This is a genomic window from Neobacillus sp. B4I6 (assembly GCF_050434045.1).
Classification (GTDB): domain Bacteria; phylum Bacillota; class Bacilli; order Bacillales; family Cytobacillaceae; genus Neobacillus.
In genome coordinates, this window is record NZ_JBNPWB010000002.1 from 113,579 (window position 1) to 132,397 (window position 18,819).

Annotated in this window: 12 protein-coding genes and 1 other annotated feature; of the genes, 10 read left to right on the forward strand and 2 right to left on the reverse strand. The window is 39.8% G+C overall.

What is annotated here, in order from left to right; all coding sequences use genetic code 11:
* The first annotated feature begins 15 nt into the window (after positions 1-15).
* The 3 genes from gabT (at position 16) to QF028_RS02320 (ending at position 4,262) form a co-directional block, all read left to right on the forward strand.
* Positions 16-1,386 carry a 4-aminobutyrate--2-oxoglutarate transaminase gene (gabT, locus tag QF028_RS02310; RefSeq protein ID WP_429463905.1) on the forward strand — a complete coding sequence of 457 codons (1,371 nt, stop codon included), beginning with the start codon at positions 16-18 and terminating at the stop codon, positions 1,384-1,386.
* Between the two features lie 39 nt (positions 1,387-1,425).
* Positions 1,426-2,847, forward strand: coding sequence for an NAD-dependent succinate-semialdehyde dehydrogenase (locus tag QF028_RS02315; RefSeq protein ID WP_429472157.1), 1,422 nt, complete (start codon positions 1,426-1,428; stop codon positions 2,845-2,847).
* 290 nt (positions 2,848-3,137) lie between these two features.
* Positions 3,138-4,262 (forward strand): HAD family hydrolase, encoded by a 1,125-nt coding sequence (locus QF028_RS02320; RefSeq protein ID WP_429463907.1) that lies wholly within the window; start codon positions 3,138-3,140, stop codon positions 4,260-4,262.
* A 45-nt stretch (positions 4,263-4,307) separates the two neighbouring features.
* Here QF028_RS02320 and serA read toward each other — a convergent pair whose 3' ends face one another.
* Positions 4,308-5,951: a phosphoglycerate dehydrogenase gene (gene serA, locus QF028_RS02325; protein WP_429463909.1), complete on the reverse strand. Its 1,644-nt coding sequence runs from the start codon at positions 5,949-5,951 to the stop codon at positions 4,308-4,310.
* 63 nt (positions 5,952-6,014) lie between these two features.
* Positions 6,015-6,227: a binding site (T-box leader), on the reverse strand.
* 286 nt (positions 6,228-6,513) lie between these two features.
* Between serA and QF028_RS02330 the strand changes: the two genes are divergently transcribed.
* Both QF028_RS02330 and thrB read left to right on the forward strand, forming a co-directional pair.
* Positions 6,514-7,809, forward strand: a complete 1,296-nt coding sequence (locus QF028_RS02330; protein ID WP_429463911.1) for a homoserine dehydrogenase — start codon at positions 6,514-6,516, stop codon at positions 7,807-7,809.
* A gap of 98 nt (positions 7,810-7,907) precedes the next feature.
* Positions 7,908-8,825: a homoserine kinase gene (gene thrB / locus QF028_RS02335; protein ID WP_429463913.1), complete on the forward strand. Its 918-nt coding sequence runs from the start codon at positions 7,908-7,910 to the stop codon at positions 8,823-8,825.
* Here thrB and QF028_RS02340 read toward each other — a convergent pair.
* Complete coding sequence (locus tag QF028_RS02340; protein ID WP_429463915.1) at positions 8,818-11,367, reverse strand: bifunctional diguanylate cyclase/phosphodiesterase; 2,550 nt, start codon at positions 11,365-11,367, stop codon at positions 8,818-8,820. The two genes, thrB and QF028_RS02340, sit on opposite strands and share 8 nt — an antisense overlap.
* Before the next feature lie 419 nt (positions 11,368-11,786).
* Here QF028_RS02340 and QF028_RS02345 point away from each other — a divergent pair, with 419 nt between their 5' ends.
* The 5 genes from QF028_RS02345 to QF028_RS02365 all read left to right on the forward strand — a co-directional run bounded on the left by QF028_RS02345 (position 11,787) and on the right by QF028_RS02365 (position 18,813).
* Entirely contained in the window at positions 11,787-15,035 is a 3,249-nt protein-coding gene (locus tag QF028_RS02345) for a BTAD domain-containing putative transcriptional regulator (protein ID WP_429463917.1), read from the forward strand.
* 154 nt (positions 15,036-15,189) lie between these two features.
* Complete coding sequence (locus tag QF028_RS02350) at positions 15,190-16,371, forward strand: substrate-binding domain-containing protein (protein WP_429472159.1); 1,182 nt, start codon at positions 15,190-15,192, stop codon at positions 16,369-16,371.
* A gap of 104 nt (positions 16,372-16,475) precedes the next feature.
* Positions 16,476-17,249: an ABC transporter ATP-binding protein gene (locus QF028_RS02355; RefSeq protein WP_215002398.1), complete on the forward strand. Its 774-nt coding sequence runs from the start codon at positions 16,476-16,478 to the stop codon at positions 17,247-17,249.
* A complete protein-coding gene (locus tag QF028_RS02360) occupies positions 17,227-17,934 on the forward strand; it encodes an ABC transporter ATP-binding protein (protein WP_214730895.1) in 708 nt (235 codons plus the stop codon). Before QF028_RS02355 ends, QF028_RS02360 begins: the two co-directional genes overlap by 23 nt.
* 18 nt (positions 17,935-17,952) lie before the next feature.
* The gene (locus QF028_RS02365) at positions 17,953-18,813 is read left to right on the forward strand and encodes a branched-chain amino acid ABC transporter permease (RefSeq protein ID WP_168245429.1); all 861 of its coding nucleotides are present in this window, start codon (positions 17,953-17,955) and stop codon (positions 18,811-18,813) included.
* The last annotated feature ends 6 nt before the right edge of the window (positions 18,814-18,819 follow it).

An 18,819-nucleotide genomic window follows, 5' to 3' on the forward strand; every position in this document is an offset into this window, starting at 1 on the left:
AGGGGGGGCACAGAAGTGGAAAAGAAATATGTTAAGCTCCAAACAGAGATACCTGGGCCGAAGTCTAAGGAAATTTTGGAGCGTAGAAATAAATATGTCCCCAAAGGAATCAGTAATAACTGCCATTCCTTTGTTAAAAAGGCGCAAGGAGCCCTGGTCGAAGATGTGGACGGTAATTGTTATATTGATTTTGCTGGTGCTATTGGAACGATAAATGTTGGCCATTCACATCCAAGAGTGGTTAGAGCTCTTCAAGAACAAGCTAGTCAATTTATCCACACGGGCTTTAATGTGATGATGTATGAATCGTATATAGCACTAGCCGAGCGGCTTTGCCAGCTTGCCCCGGGTGATTTTGACAAGCAGGCTGCTTTTTTTAACAGTGGTGCCGAAGCGGTTGAGAACGCTGTAAAAATTGCTAGGAAATATACAAAGCGCCAAGGAATTGTTTCGTTTACAAGAGGGTTCCATGGCCGGACGTTAATGACAATGACAATGACAAGTAAAGTAAAGCCGTATAAATATGGGTTTGGACCATTCGCACCAGAGGTGTATAAGGCGCCATATCCCTATGGGTACCGCCGCCCGGAAGGAATGAATGAGCAGCAATATAGCGCCATGATTATCGAACATTTTGAACAGTTTCTTCTGGCAGAAGTCGCCCCAGAAACGATTGCTGCTGTCGTGATGGAACCTGTGCAAGGAGAAGGCGGCTTTATCGTGCCTGATACTGCCTTTGTTAAGCGTGTAAGGGAAATCTGCACCCAGTATGGAATCTTGTTTATTGCCGATGAAATCCAAACCGGGTTCGCGCGGACTGGAAAATACTTTGCCATCGATCATTTTGGAGTCGTCCCTGATTTAATTACGATATCGAAATCAATGGGTGCAGGTGTTCCGATCAGCGGCGTGATTGGCAGGGCAGATATTATGAATACCGCTGAAGTTGGTGAAATCGGTGGAACCTATGCTGGGTGTCCGCTCGGATGCCGGGCAGCACTGACAGTATTAGATATAATTGAAAATGAACAACTGAATGACCGGGCCAGAAATATAGGAGACCGCGTTCTCGAAAAGATGCACCTCCTTGCGGAACGTTTCGAAGGAATTGGTGATGTCCGCGGCCTTGGTGCCATGTGTGCGATGGAAATCGTCAAGGATAGACAATCGAAAACACCCGATAAAGAAGCGGTTGGAAAAATTGTAAAAGCTGCAGGGGAACGTGGCTTGATGTTACTTAGCGCGGGGATATATAGCAATGTTATTCGCCTGCTCATGCCCATAACGATCCCTGATGATCAACTGGAAGAAGGATTACAAATTCTCGAAGAAGCAATGGAAGCAGTTTATAAAAATGATCCTGCCATATACGTTGGAGGGGAATAAAATATGGATACTGTAAAGAAAAATTATCAAATCTATCCCATGTATCTTAACGGAGAATGGGTTGGAAGTGATTATGAGGTTATAACAGAAATAATCAATCCTGCAACAAAGGAAGTAATTGGTGCCGTGCCAACAGGCGGCGCATATGAAGCAGAAAAGGCTGTCAATGCAGCCCATAAAGCCTTCAAAATCTGGTCGAAGAAAACTTCGGAAGAGCGTTACAAGTTGCTGATGAAATGGTTCAATTTAATTGAAGAAAACAAGCATGATATTGCACGGATTATGACAATTGAACAGGGTAAACCGCTAAAAGAAGCACTTGGAGAGGTTCAGTATGCCAATGGCTTCATCTCTTGGTATGCAGAAGAGGGAAAACGGGTGTACGGTGAAACGATTCCGGCATCGCATCCAAATAAAAGAATCCTAGTTAGAAAGGAACCAGTTGGTGTAATAGCGGCGATAACCCCGTGGAACTTCCCGGCGGCAATGATTACGAGAAAAGTAGCACCAGCCCTAGCTGCAGGTTGTACGGCTGTGGTGAAGCCGGCAAATCAAACACCGCTTACGGCATTAAAAATGGCGGAGCTTGCCCATGAAGCTGGAATTCCTGCAGGTGTGTTAAACGTGATTACAGGAAGGTCTTCAGAAATAGGTGAAGCGTGGCTGAAGGACCCGCGCGTGACAAAAATTACCTTTACAGGATCAACAGAAGTTGGAAAAACGTTGATGCGCGGTGCCGCAGAAACTGTCAAAAAGGTATCGCTAGAACTAGGCGGAAATGCTCCATTTATTGTGATGGATGATGCAAATTTAGCGAAAGCTGCTGAAGGACTTGTGCAATCAAAATTTCGTAATGCAGGTCAGACTTGTATTTGTACAAACCGAGTATTTGTTCAAGAAGGAATAGCCGACAAATTTATTAACCTTTTTCAAGCAGAATTAGAAAAGCTTAAAGTTGGTAATGGACTGGAAGAGGGAACAGATATCGGTCCACTAATCGATCAAGCCGCTTATAAAAAAGTAGAAGGACTAGTCAAGGATGCAGTTGAAAAGGGTGGAAAAGTCACATATAGCGGGCTCAAGCCTGCGGAAGACAACGGCTATTTCTATGCTCCAACAATCTTGACCAATATTAATGACGAAATGGAATGCATGAAGGATGAAATCTTTGGCCCACTCGCTCCGATTTCCACCTTTAAAACGGAAGAGGAAGTTATTGAACGGGCAAACAATTCTTGTTACGGATTAGCTGCCTATGTGTATACAGAAAATTTAAGTCGTTCCTTTAGAATTACAGAACAACTGGAATACGGAATCATTGGCCTGAATGATGCCCTGCCTTCAGTCGTTCAAGCCCCATTTGGGGGATTTAAAGAGAGCGGCCTTGGACGAGAAGGTGGACATTACGGCATCGAAGAGTTTTTAGAAGTAAAATATATATCGATAGGTTTGGATTTATAGCAGTCATTTTTTCTTCGAGAGAAACCACGACTAAAAGCTACAATCATCAAGGGGAGTATGCACTCGGGTATCGCGAGGACAAACTATTAAGTAGAATGCTACCAACTTGGCCTTTTGAAGAAAGTTTAATAAAAGGGTAAATCTATTTTAATAGGAACAAGCCGTACATTTTGAGAACCTCATATACGGCTTGTTCTTTTTATTTTAATTTAAACAATTTACTTCAAATTGATCGTCCTACTGTGTTACGATAGCGTATAAAAGCAAACTGGGAAATGAGGGTGGGATAAGTGATTAAAACAATTTTGTTTGACGTAGATGGGGTACTTTTAAGCGAGGAGCATTATTTTGATGCTTCCGCCTTAACCGTTTGGGAGATGTTGATTAGCTGTAATTACTTGGGACTTGAACCAGAGCAGTTTATAACGGATTATAGTGAAGATGAAATCAAGGAAATAAGAGAGTTAGTATTTGAAAACGATAAAGTTCTCAAGTTTATGAAATCACGCGGCTTAAACGCCAACTGGGACATGATCTATCTATCATTCTGCCACCAACTTATCCACCTGTTGTCACAAATTAAGGATACTGAATTTGAAAAAATCACTAAATGGTGTCAGGCACCAATAACTAGAGAAACATTATTGGAGATTGGCAGGGTGTTGAGTAATTATCGTGTAAAGTTGAACTTCAGTTTGTTTGTGAAAGAGTTTTCACGCTCAGAAGCAACGAAGCAGGAGTTGTTTAGTTATTTGAATGAGTTGGCGAAGGAGAAGCTTGGGGTCGAAACTTCTATTTTTAAAAAGGGAGAACTTTGGTCCGTTTGTGAGCATGTATCCCAAGAATGGTATGTGGGGGATGAACATGTTCTTGCCTCTACGGGAAGACCCTCGGTTCAAAAGGGGAAAAAGGGCTTTCTGGCAAATGAAACCACATTAGCCCCGAGGCAGGAAATTGATGAGTTATTTCAATTCTTAAATTCATCAGGTTTCACGATTGGAATCGGGACAGGCAGGCCTGAATTAGAAACAATTCAGCCGTTCCAGCATTTAGATTGGTTAAAGCATTTTGAAGTGAATCGGATCGTCACCGCTGATGAAGTGCTAATGGCGGAAAAAGAGCTGCCCGAAAGGAAGTCGCTGTCGAAGCCGCATCCATTTACATATATCATGGGACTTCTCGGAAAAGAAGCATCAGTTCAGGATTGTTTAAATATGCGTTTACCGCTTGAAAATGCGGAGACCGTTCTAGTGGTTGGCGACTCATTGGCGGATTTGTTAGCGGCTAGACAACTGGGCTGCCCGTTTGCCGCGGTGTTAACTGGTCTGTCAGGAAAAGATGCGAGAAGTGATTTTGAAAAGCATGAAGCAGAATATATTCTTGATACGGTGCTCGATTTGAAAGGGATATTATAGGTGCAAAAAAGAGGGATTGCTTGATCGCAATCCCTCTTCCTCTGCCTAGATACTTTCTACTTTTTCTATTTCCATACGTCCCGGTTCAAAAGAATCCAGATTTGATAACTCCAAGACTTGTGCTTCCTCTAGTCCATCAATTAATTTTAAGGCGTGAATGACATTAGCATTTAATGTCTTATCCAGGGTTAAAACCATGATAGCTTCGCCGCCGACCTCTGTTCGACCAACCTGCATTGTTCCAATATTGATTTGGTGATCACCCAATAGAGAACCGACCTTACCAACCATCCCTGGTACGTCACGATGCTTAATATATAACAGGTATTTTTCTGGTTTGACATCAATCCGGTATTGATTGATTTTTAGAATTCTAGCTCCGTAGCCGTTTAAGACCGTAGCACCAATTTTGGCCGTCTCAAAATTATTGGTAACACTCAGTTCCATATAATTTGCAAAGCCTTTATTCGAAGCGTTTTTTACAACATTATAAGAGACTCCTTGTTCCTTCAACAGGTGAAGAGCATTAATTAAATTGACCGAATCACTTAAATGATAAGAAAGGACACCTTTAAGCATCGTACGAGTTAACAATTCTGTATCTTCACCGATTAATTCGCCATAATAATTAATTTCAATTTTAGTAGGTGCCTGTTTGTTTAATAATTGAATGACAAGCTGCCCCATTTGATCACCAAGCAGTAAGTATGGCTGCAGTTTCGCCTGTGTTTCTCCTGACATTTGCGGCATATTAACCGCATTTTGAATGGATTGAGATTCGAAAATCTCAATGATTTCTGCACTTACCTCTTGGGCCACTTTTTCTTGAGCTTCAACCGTGGAAGCCCCAAGATGCGGTGTTACAATAATATTTGGATTTTGCAGTAATTCTGGATCGGCAACAGGCTCTTTTTCAAAAACATCAAGGGCTGCTCCAGCCACATGTCCTGTCTGAATGGCTCTAACTAGTGCCTTTTCGTCGATAACACCGCCGCGGGCACAATTGACAAAACGGACCCCTTTTTTGGTTTTTCGCAAATAGTCATCATTAATAAGTCCTCTTGTGTCATTGGTAAGGGGCGTATGAATCGTAATAAAATCTGATTCTTGAGCAATTAAATCGAGACTGGCTTTCGTCATGCCCAGTTTCTTTGCGCGCTCTTCAGTTAGATAGGGATCAAACCCTAAAATGTTCATCCCAAAGCTTTTTGCTCGTTTCGCCACTTCAGTTCCAATTTTACCCATACCAATTACGCCAAGTGTTTTCTTATATAATTCCACCCCTTTAAAGGAGTTACGGTCCCATTCGCCGGAGGTCGTTTTCTGATGGGCTTGGGGAATTTTTCTTGCTAATGATAACATCATTGCCAAGGTATGCTCGGTTGCTGCAATTGTATTAGCACCAGGTGCATTGATGACAATAATCCCTTTTCTAGTTGCCGCATTCACATCAATGTTATCGACACCGACACCTGCTCTAGCGATCACACGGAGACGGCCAGCTGCTTTGAGCAGTTCTTCACTTACTTTCGTTTGGCTCCGGACAATAAGAGCATCGTATTCGCCAATGATCGTTTTTAACTCGTTTGTCGGAAGTGTTGGCTGTCGGTCTACCGTAAAATTAGGATGATCTATTAAGCTTTTCAACCCCGTATTGCTAATTCCATCGGTAACAAGGACTTTAAACATTTTTGAATCCTCCTTTAATTTCTAATAAAAAACGTCCCTCATAACAGACAGAATTGTCTTGTTATGAGGGACGTGAATAAACGCGTGGTGCCACCCTCTTTTGCTGCAAAATAAAAGCAGCCTCAACAAGTTAACGGTTTCAACCGGGCACCACCTACTAAAACTTTCGGCGGCCAGTTCAGAAGGGCTGGGCATCTTAAGAAAACTGCACTGGTTCGCAGCAAGCACCAGCTCTCTGAAGCATTTTCTTAATACCGTCTTCGTCATCACTTTTCATTTATGGAATATCTAAAAGATTGAAATTTCAAAAAATAACTGAATATAGTGATTATTCTACAACCATACCTTCAATATTGTAAAGGGATAAAAAAGAAAAAATATTTCAAATTTTGCTAAAAAATTTTGCTCAATAATAGTAATCCCTTTATAATACGGTAGTAAGCGGTTAAAATATAATTACTAGAAATAAACCTATTGTAAAAAAATAAAGAGAATCATATAATGTCTACAACAGAGAAACAATTGTATGTCTTGAGTGGACAAAAAAGTGGGAGGGTAAAACATGAAAGCAATCTCGATTGGGTTATTGGGTTTAGGCACTGTAGGTTGTGGGGTAGTAAAGATTATTGAAAAAAATCAAGATAAATTAATCCACCAGGTGGGCTGCCCGGTTGTAATAAAAAAGATACTTGTCCAAGATATACATAAAATTAGACCAGTTGAAATAGATGCTAAGGTTTTAACCTCAAACACGGAAGAAATCCTTTTCGATGAGGAAATTGATGTTGTAATCGAGGTAATGGGCGGAGTACATGATACAAAAGATTATTTAATCACTGCCCTTCGTCAAGGTAAGCATGTAGTTACTGCGAATAAGGATCTAATGGCCTTGCATGGTTCGGAACTGTTAACCGTAGCTTCTGAACACGGCTGTGATTTGTTTTATGAAGCAAGTGTTGCTGGAGGGATCCCAATTCTGCGAGGATTAGTCGATGGACTTGCCTCTGACCGAATTAAGCAGCTGATGGGAATTGTAAATGGAACAACCAATTATATACTAACCAAAATGAGCGACGAAAGCCGTTCCTATGAAGAGGTCCTCAAGGAAGCACAGGACCTTGGGTTTGCCGAAGCAGATCCTACCTCGGATGTAGAAGGACTAGATGCTGCCCGTAAAATGACAATCTTAGCGACATTAGGCTTTTCGATGCATATTGATTTGGAAGATGTACAGGTGTCCGGTATTTCGAAGGTAACCGATGAAGATTTGCGCTATGGAAAACAATTAGGATATACGATGAAACTAATTGGCTATGCCCATCGTGAAGGGGAAAAAGTAGAGGTAAGTGTGGCCCCTACGTTCTTATCAAATAATCATCCACTTGCTTCGGTTCAAAATGAATATAATGCTGTTTACGTTTATGGTGAATCGGTTGGTGAAACTATGTTTTATGGACCAGGTGCGGGAAGCTTGCCAACTGCAACTGCAATCGTTTCGGACTTAGTCGCGGTAATCAAAAATCTAAGGCTTGGGGTAAATGGACGAAGTGCTGTGACACCTCAATATCCAAAGCAATTAAAAGATAATGGGGAGAAATACTCTAAATATTTCTTAAGGATTCATGTGCAAGATGTGGTTGGTGTTTTCGCTGATATCACCACCATCTTTGCAAAATATGGAGTCAGCTTTGAAAAGATCTTACAGCTGCCTGTTAAGAAAAATGAAACCTCAGAAATTGTTTTAGTAACACATCGAGCATCATTAACTAATTATGATCAAATTTTACAAGAATTAAATGATCTCAAGGCAGTTAAGGAAATAAAAAGTGCGTATCGGGTAGTGAGGAAATCGTTATAAGCTGGCCAGGATTATTAGAAGAAGATATACGCGTAAGCCAATCCCATTACCAAATGATGAAAAGGCAGTGACTGAACATATTCGAGGAGTTGTCTATAGTGACATTAAATGATCGTTTTACCATCAAAGTACCTGCAAGTACAGCAAATCTAGGCCCAGGCTTTGATTCAATGGGACTAGCTGTTGATTTGTATTTGACGTTAGAGGTGGAGGAGAGCCAAAAGTGGGATATTCGGTCTGCTTGTGATGAATTGAAATCCCTCCCAACTGATGAGACCCATTTTATCTGTCAGATTGCTATTAAAACGGCATCTAACTATGGCATCGAATTACATCCTTGCAAAATAAAAGTCGACAGTGATATTCCACTAGCACGTGGGCTTGGTTCAAGTGCTGCAGCGATAGTTGCGGGGATTGAACTAGCGGATACGGTAGGAAAGCTAGGTCTAACACAGCAAGAAAAGCTGCTAATCGCAACAGAGATTGAGGGTCATCCAGATAATGTGGGTGCTTCTCTTTTCGGTGGACTGGTCATCGGCTCATATAAACAAAACGAAGTAGATATATTAAGCTTTTCTAATATTACTTTTGAGATGGTAGCAGTTATTCCAGATGAGATCCTCTTAACAAAGGACTCACGCGGGGTACTTCCAGCAGCTTTTTCCCGTGAAGAGGCCATTCAAGCTTCTTCTACTGCTAATCTTTTGGTAGCGGCCCTATTAACACAAAACTGGGAGATGGCAGGGAAAATGATGGAGCAGGACCTTTTTCACCAACCCTACCGAAAACCATTGATTAACTTCTATCAAGAAATAGTAGATATCGCTAAATCCAATGGTGCATTCGGAGTGGCACTAAGCGGCGCTGGACCAACTGTTCTTTGTTTTACGGAGAAGGGAAAAGGAAACAAGCTCGCACTAGGAATCCAAAGTGCATTTTCAACTATGTCAGCGAAGATACTAAATATAGATTATAGAGGAAGCAGGGTTAATATGGTGGAGAGATTTATTAATTAATCTCTCCACTTTTATTTTGATCCGTTCGAAGGTATTGCTCAAATTCCTCTGTGTTTAACGGTTTACTAAATAAATAGCCCTGCATTTGAATGCAATTTTTCGATAGTAAAAAATCTCTTTGATACTCTTTTTCGACGCCCTCTGCGATTACATTGAGATGGAGACTTCGAGCAAGGTTAATAATCGCCTCTGGGATCTCTGAATTTGCATAATCTTCATGGATATCTTGAATGAATGATTTATCAATTTTCAAGGTATCGATTGGTAAATTTCTCAAATAGCTTAAGGAAGAATATCCTGTTCCAAAATCATCAATCGAAATAGCAATGCCCATGCTTTTAAGCAATTTAAGTGATTGAATAATTTCCGTTGAATTATTCAAGAGAATGCTTTCGGTAATTTCTATTTCAAAATTATTAGAACCCAATTGACTTTCCTTCAGAATCTCTGTGACATGTTTTACCATGCTATAAGGTTCATGAAATTGATGGGTCGAGAAATTAACTGAAACTGATATCGGGTTGGGACGGTTACGATTCCACTTGCTCACCTGATAACAAGCTTCCTTCATAACAAATTCCCATAAAGGATGGATTAAGCCGATATCTTCAGCAATAGGAATAAACAGTTCGGGTGAGACAAATCCAAGTTCATCATCATTCCATCTTAATAGTGCCTCAGCTCCATAAATTTTACCGGAATCAACAGTAACCTTCGGTTGATAATAAACTTCTACCTTGCCTTTTTCAATGGCCTTCCGTAACCTAGCTTCAAGCTTTGGTCTTTCAATGTTCGACTCTATTAATTTCTCGGTATAAACAATGACTTTGTTACCACCTTGCTTTTTGGCAGAGTACATTGCAACGTCAGCATAAACAACGAGCGCTTCCATATTTTTTGTATGCTCTGGAAATAAGCTAATACCGCAGCTTGCACTGAGATAAATTTCGTTGCCATCTAATAGATAGGTTTTTTTAAGAGTATTGACAACTTTTTCTGCTGTAGCTTTTGTTGCTGAGAGATCAAGATTCATTAGCAAAATAATAAATTCATCACCGCCTTGTCTAGTAATGATACTATTGTCACTAGGCAAACACGCAGTAATCCGCTCGGCAACGATTTTCAATATTTCATCCCCTTTGTTATGTCCAAAGGAGTCATTCACCTGTTTAAAACGATCCATATCAATGAATAAAACCGAAACCGTTTCACCAGTTTCTTTTGCGTGTTCGATGGTAGGTTTTAATTTTTCTGAAAAATATCTTCTGTTTGACAAACCAGTTAATGGATCATGATATGCCTGGTATTCAATTAATTCTTTGCTCTTATTCAAATCATTCACATAGTTCTGCAAATCATTAGATAAGGCATTTACATTTTCCGTAAGCAGGCCTAATTCATCTTTTCGTTTTAAGTGTAATTTATTATTAAAGTTACCTTGTGCAATTTCATTCACTTGCTCAACGATATATCCGATTGGCTGTGTAATCGAACGGGAAAAAATCAAACTGATAATAAATACGATAATCATAATAAAGAAGGAAAATAAAATATGAACAAAAAGTTCATGTGTGAGTTCTTTCTCAATGAGCCCATAATTGTAAACAAGGCCGATGACAAATGGTTCAGAGGGTGTGGAGAAAACTGGTACAAAGGTTTTCATTATATCTTTACCATTAAGATCATCTCTGTAGGATTGCACTTTTTTTGAATTTATCGCCTGTTTAATAAATTTTGCATCAACTTGATAGTTTTTATATCTATATGATCCGTACCATACTGGTTTGGCAGAAATACGAATATAACTATTACCGTTTAAAGTGACAACTTCTTTCTTTTTACCGAAGTTCTTTGGATTGAACACTGTCAGTTCTAAGATGCCTCGTTCTTTTGTAAAACCTTTTATTACTTCCCCAGGTCCAAATCGTCGTTCATACTCTAATACTTCATTGTCACGAAAATAAGGATTGATAATATAGTTGGTCGTGCCATCAAAATAATAGCCCCATTTATCCGTATGCTTGGGATTGGAAGAAGCAATTTCAATCGGCCCAGACCAAAAGTAAGGCAAGGTTAAACCTTTTCCAACAGAAACAGGCGTTAACGCAAACAATTGGTGAAATGCATCATACCAATATCCCCATCCCTTGGTAGACATATTAATTTCTTTATGGTCTGATGACCGAACACCAATAATATCATCTGCAGTTTTCGCTAACAGGGTTATATGCGATACCCTTACTTCTTGGGCAAGTTTCTTTAGTTGCTCATTTGTAATATCTTGATAGTTAGGTGGCAGTGCATGTTTTATCGCTAACGATGCTGTCCTTAATTCTCTGGCATGAATATCTTCAACATACAATGTGCCTTCTCTTATATTCTCAACTTGGAATGACACTTCTTGAGTGATCATTTCAATTTCTCTTTCATTAGTTTCGAGCAGCTGGTTTTTTGAACGAATATAATGAAAGGCATTATTGGTTAATAAAATCAAAAAAACCAACAAGCAAAAAATCAATGGCATCTTTTTTTTGATGGACAATGACGCGACACTCCAATTAAACTGTGACCCACCCATTTTAATAGGGGAGGAGTCACAGCTGTTTTGTTTTAACTTCACTACCAAATAGGATTTTAACCTTTCAAACCTTCCAACCATTCTTTATAACATTCATCACAAAGTGATTCATTTCTTTCCTGGTTTGAGGATACAAATGAGACATAGTGCAACTGTCTTTCTTCAATCTCAGTGGTACAATAAAAACATTTTTCAAGCATAGAAACCCTCCTTAGTTCTTATTTCTATAGTTTTTTCCATTAGTTATTTTTATTACATAGAAAAAATCCCCACTTATGTTTAAATTAACAATTGATTGTGTTTTCCTTCCTCCTCGTACACTTATTACTCCCAATATGGTAAAATAGTGTAAATATTGCGAAAATGGAAAGGGGGCCGATCATTTGAATCTGCCGATCATTCAAACAAAGCTGCGCATTCCAGTTGTAAAAGATGACTTTATCAGAAGGGCTAAGCTCACTCAGAAAATGAAGAAGATCACTGAATACCCTTTGACCCTTATTCATTCTGGGGCTGGTTTTGGGAAAAGTACGGCACTTGCTTTGTTTATGAGGGATGAAAAAATTCCAGGCTGCTGGTACTCCATTTCATCGATCGATGATGATATCCTGCCTTTTCTCACCTATATCATCCATTCCATTCGCGGAATTACTCCTGACTTTGGAACCGAACTAGTTACATACATCGAATCAATGGATCGTTATATTCGCGATGAGGAATTAGGTGTTTTGTGTTCCCTATTTATTAATGAAATCTTATTGATAAATGAAGAGATTACTTTAATCCTCGATGACTTCCATCAAATTGAACATTCCTATGCCATCAATAGCTGGATTGAAAAATTACTTGAACACATCCCTGCCAATTTTCATTTAGTTATTTCAAGCCGGAGCTGTCCAGGATGGAAGCATCTGACGAAAATGAAGGTCTGTGGGCAATTATTAGAGATTACAAGAGATGACCTAGTCCTTACGATTGAAGAGATGGACCTGTTATTAACAGATCTTTACGGATTAGAAGTTGAATCCCAACACCTCCAAACCATCTACCAAATGACAGAAGGCTGGGTTATAGCTTTGTGCATGATTGCCACTCAGATTCCACTAAAGAATGATATATCTGAGCTTTTTGAACACTCTTCGCATTCCCTTCAAGACTTTTTTCAGTATTTAGTAATGGAAGTCTTTTCAAAGCAGCCCCTAATAATCCAGCAGTTTCTAGAACAAACTTCAATCTTTGAAGAGATGGAGGAAGAAATATGTGATGAGGTAATTGGGATTCAAGGAGCCTCCAGTATGCTTGAACAGCTAAAAGACCGGAATTTATTTATCCAAAAGATTGGATTAACCCACTACCGTTATCATGCCTTATTTAAAGAGTTTCTCGAAAATGTTTTTCAAAAAAATAACCCGGGAAACTATGCTAGTCTCCACGAAAAATGTGCTCGTTTTTATGAGAAAAGGAAACTGTGGGAGGCAGCACTCCATCATTATAAAAAAATCAATCACTATCAAGCGATTGCCTCCATCTTACAATTGAATGGCTTAACGATGCTTGAAAGCGGAAAATTGGAAAGCTTATATGATCAGTTAACGGTAATTCCTGATTCGGATATGGATGTTTATTACCATCTTTGGTATTTAAAGGCAGAAATTCATCGCTATCGTTCCCACTATACAGAGGCAGAGGATTGTTATAATCGGACCTATTCTATGGCAGAAAAAAGGCAAGATTATCTTGGGATGAGTAAAGCATTAGAAGGGAAAGCCAAAATTTATCTAGATACAATTCAGCCGCAGCATGCTGAGAGGTATTTATATGAGGCAATAACCTATCGAGAAAAAACCAATGGTTCAGTTGAGGAAAAGGGTAAACTTTATCAATTGCTATCGGAAAATCTGCTAAACTCGGGTAAATCATCAGAGGCAGAAAAATGGATCAAAAAGACACAGGAATCGAAGTCTTCAAGTCCGAACGGAAATTTACAAGCAAGATTGTATTTAAGAACCGGGCGTTTTGATGAGGCGAAGAAATTGCTTTATCTGTTTCAAGAGGAAAAGAACGGGACTAAGGTTGCGTCCCTGCCGCAAGCACACCGTGAAACCAATTTATTACTATCATTAATTGAAGCGTTTACGGGCGAGGGATTAAAGGCAAAAGAACTTGCACAAGCGGGAATTCAGCAAGGAATAAGCCTAAAGGCCCCATTTGTTGAGGCTTGTGGCTGGATTCGAATGGGTCATTCCGTACAGATTCTAAATAAATATGAATTAAACTTAGCAGAAAACTGCTACCAGACTGCTTTAGAAATTATGGATCAATTGAATGTCGACAGAGGGAAAGCGGAACCACTAATGGGTCTCTGTATTTTATATGGAACGAGTGGAGAACTCCAACGGGCCTTAGATGCAGGCGAAAAAGCTCTTCAAGAGACAGAGAAAGTCCATGATGTCTGGCTTTCTGCATTAATTACTCTTTGCATGGGGATCGCCTGTATTTATAATCAACGGCTGCCTAAGGCCCATCTGTTTTTAGAAAAAGCCAATTCTTTATTCGAACAATGTGAAGATTCATTTGGGCTAATGTTAAGTAATTTCTGGTTTTCCTATATTTTTTATTTACAGAAAGAAACAGATTTATTTATGAAAACGATGACTGAATTCTTACGTTCCGTCCAAGTTCACGATTTTGAATTCTTTTTTCAGAAGAGATCTGTATTTAGTCCAAAGGATTTGCAAGTGTTTGTACCTTTGTTAATTGAATGCAGGAAAGTGGAAATTCAAAAATCATATGTCGAGAAAATCCTTCGGGAAATGGGAGTGGCCACGTTTGATGCACATCCAGGTTACACAATTCGGGTTCAAACTCTTGGTCAGTTCAAACTATGGCTCGGTGAGAAGGAAGTTGGGGAGAAGGATTGGCAAAGAGAAAAAGCCAAGGAGTTGTTTCAGTTATTAATTACAGTAAGTGAATCGATTGCCAAGGATGAAATCATTCAGATCCTTTGGCCCTATCAAGATAAAAAGAGTGCGGACCGTGATTTTAAAGTGGCCTTAAATAGTCTGCAAAATGTGCTGGAACCATTACGGAAGGCGAGAGCTGCACCATTTTTTATAATAAGGGAAGGCTTGTTCTATGGGCTAAATCCGAATGCTGTGATTGAATTAGATACGACCCAATTTCAAACATGGATTCTAGAAGGATTACAAGAATCTGATCCTGATAAAGTCATTAACTTTTTAGAAAAGGGCTTGCAACTTTATCAAGGAGAATACTTACCTGACCGCCGTTATGATGATTGGTGTATTAACAAAAGAGAGAGCATGCTCGTTTATTTTTTACGAGGGGCCGAGAAAATGGCCCAGTTAATGGTCCGCAAGGAAAATTACGAGACAGCAATCTTCTGGTGTGAAAAAATCCTTGAACGTGACCGAACATGGGAAGAAGCGTATCGTTTGCTTATGTATTGTTATTACCGGAAAAATAACCGTCCTCAAGCGATGAAATGGTATAAAAAATGTACAGAAGTATTAGAGGAAGAACTAGGAGTAACTCCGTTAGAACCGACCAAGCATATGTATCAGATGATCATTGAATCAGAAAAAGTCATCCATCCAATGAAGCAGCCTTAATAAGAGGCTGCTTCTATTTTGTAACTAGTTTGTAACTTCCATCTCCTATCATAAAATCAAAGCTATGCCATTTTGATATTAAACATTTTAAGGGGGAAAAAGAGTGAAGGGTAATAGGGGGAAATGGGCAATTTTAGGTTTACTTATTTTTGTGATGATGTTTGCCAGTGCATGCAGTTCAGATCAATCATCATCAGACTCGAAAGACAATGGTGGTTCGGAAAATAAAAATCCAATCAAAATTGGCGTGCTTGCCTCCAAAACGGGGGCTTTAGAAGCCTATGGAAAGCAGACCTTAAGAGGTTTTGAGCTAGGCCTTGATTATGCAACCGAAGGTAAATTGGAGGTTGCTGGAAGAAAAATCGAATTCATTGTGGAAGATACAGAAACGAAGCCGGAAGTAGCTGTGCAAAAAGCAACAAAGCTTTTAGAGGAAGATAAGGTAGATTTCCTTGTTGGATCCTCCAGTTCTGCGGATACCTTGGCCGTCTTACCACTCGCTGAAGAATATCAAAAGATAATGGTAGTTGAACCTGCAGCAGCTGATAGCATTACAGGTTCAGAGTTTAATAAGTATATGTTCCGTTCAGCACGTAACTCTTCTCAAGATGCCGTAGCAGGTGCTGCAGCGATTGCAAAAAAAGGAGTGAAAATAGCGACACTTGCTCCGGATTATTCGTTTGGTCGTGATGGTGTTGCCGCCTTTAAAGAAGCCGCCCAAAAGCTGGGTGCTGAAATCGTAAAGGAAGAATATGCGGATCCAGCAGCGACAGATTTTACTTCTAATATTCAAAAAATTGTTGACTCAAAACCTGATTACTTATTTGTGGTATGGGCAGGAGCAAACTCCCCTTGGAAACAATTGTCCGATATGAAGGTTCAAGAAAAAGGAATTAAAATTTCGACTGGGGCCCCGGATATTGCTGCTTTATCAACAATGGAGCCGTTGATTGGGATGGAAGGTTTTACTGTTTATTATCATGACCTGCCGAAAAATAAAATTAACGACTGGCTCGTAGCGGAACATAAGAAGAGATTTAACAACGAAGTTCCTGATTTATTTACCCCAGGGGGGATGAGTGCTGCTATTTCGATTGTAGAGGCATTGAAGAAAACGGAAGGTTCTGCAGATGCTGATAAATTAATCGAAACCATGGAAGGTATGACCTTTGAAACACCGAAAGGAAAGATGACTTACCGACCAGAGGATCACCAGGCACTGCAAACCTTGTATGCAATTAAGCTAGAGAAAAAAGATGGTGTTCCATACCCGGTCCCAGTACTGATCAGGGAGCTATCTCCTGAAGAAACTGCACCGCCAATACGGAATAAATAAGTTAAAGTCATCTCAACTGATAAAAAATGACGAGGGTTTGACCGACATAAATTGCTGGTCACCCTCTTCCTTATTTTATGCTAAGAACTTAGGTGGTGAAACGAATGTCTACACTTATTGAAACCGATGATTTATCAATTACGTTTGGCGGTCATACTGCAGTGGATTCCGTCAGTATTTCCGTTCCTGAAAAACACTTCAAATCAATTATAGGACCAAATGGGGCCGGGAAAACAACCTTTTTCAACCTGTTAAGCGGACAATTAAACCCTACTAAAGGAAAAATATATTACCGCGGTAAAGATATTACGAAATTTTCATCTACGAATCGAACAAGGGTGGGAATCGGCCGTTCTTTTCAAATCACTAATGTCTTTCCAAATCTAACAGTCTTAGAAAATGTCAGGTTAGCCGTTCAATCGCAAGCAGGAATTCGTTACCAAATGTTTTTCCACTATAAAAAGTACCGGGTATTTGAAGAAAAGGCGCTTGAGTGGCTGAAATTGGTCCTATTAGATGAAAAAAAGAATTCACTAGCAAGTAACCTCGCACATGGGGAAAAGCGGAAGCTTGAGATTGCGATGCTGCTGGCTCTTGAAACTGAAGTACTTTTATTAGATGAGCCAACAGCGGGGATGTCGCTTGAAGAAGTTCCAGCGATATTAGAAGTTATTAAGAAAATAAAAGAACAAGCGAACCGGACGATTGTCCTGATTGAACACAAAATGGATATGATTTTGGATCTATCGGATTCAGTGATGGTGTTATTTAATGGAAAACTGCTAGCAGACGGAACTCCTGAAGAAATCATGAAAAATGAAACCGTTCAGTCTGCCTATTTAGGAGGTCATTTTGATGAACGACCTGTTGAAGCTTGATCAAGTAGAAACACATATTGGTCAATACCATATTCTACAAGGTGTTTCCTTTGAGGTGAAAAAAGGCGAAGTAACGGTACTGCTTGGAAGAAATGGAGCAGGAAAAACGACGACATTACGAACCATTATGGGACTAAATCCAGCTTCGAAGGGAAGTATTGCTTTTAAAGGAGAAACAATACAAACACTGCCCACCTATACCATTGCTAAAAAGGGTATCGGCTATGTCCCCGAAGATCAAGGGATTTTTGCAGGTTTAACCGTAGAGGAAAATATGCGCGTGGCGATTCAGAAAGAAAATGAAGAAACGGCTAAAAGGATGGATTCGATTTTAGAGTTGTTTCCAGACTTGAAAAAGTTTTGGAAAAAACCAGGCGGCCTTTTAAGCGGCGGGCAAAAACAAATGCTTTCGATTGCCAGAGCCTATGTAAATGAAAACGAGCTCTTGTTAATTGACGAGCCTAGTAAAGGCTTGGCCCCCATCGTGGTTGAGAAGGTGATGGAATCTATTTTACAAATGAAAGATCAAACCACCATTGTGTTAGTGGAACAAAATTTCATGATGGCAAGCACGATTGGTGATTGTTTTTATATTATCGATGATGGAAGAACTGTAAGTCAGGGAACAATGAAGCAATTAAAAGAAGATGAAGAAATGAAACGAAAATATTTAGGGATTGCGTAAGGAAGGGGGAACATCTTTGTGGAATTACTCATGAATTTAACCTTAAATGGCTTGGCAACAGGGATGCTGATTTTTTTATTAGCCGCCGGTTTAACCCTCATTTTTGGTTTGATGGACGTGCTGAATTTTGCTCATGGCGGGTTATTTGCCTGGGGAGCTTATAGTGGTCTTTGGATTTACTCGAAAACAGGCAGCTTTATGATTGGAATTATTGGCGCCATCCTAACAGGATTCCTGTTAGGGATTATTACCGAAAAGTGGATCATTAAACCGGTGTATGGAAATCATGTCCAGCAAATATTAATTACTCTTGGTTTAATGCTGGTTTTATCCGAAATGCTGAAAGTCATTTGGGGTCCTAATCAAATAACCGCATCTCCCCCCGATTATTTAAAAGGAAGCTGGGAGCTTGGCGGCGTCATTATTATTAAGTATCGAGTCTTTATCATTTTTGTGGGATTTCTCATTTTTACCGGCGTTCAATTTTTACTCAAAAAGACCAAAATTGGTCTAGTGGTCCGAGCTGGCGTCATGAATAAAGAAATGGTTCAGGCGCTTGGAATCAATATTCAAAGGGTATTTATGTTTGTGTTTATGATTGGTGCCGGAATGGCTGCTCTAGGTGGTGTCCTCCTTGGACCATATTCGGGAGTAATCCATGCGGGTATGGGAATGGAGTTTGCCATTTTAGCGTTCATTGTTGTCGTCATTGGGGGGATGGGCAATTTTAAGGGCTCCGTTTTAGCCGCCATCTTAGTAGGGCTTTCCGGTTCTTTTATGGCCTATTATGTCCCGGACCTCTCACTGGCAGTTAATATGCTCCTAATGGCAATTGTCCTTATTATTCGGCCGCAGGGTTTATTTGGAGCGAAGGGGTGAAAATAC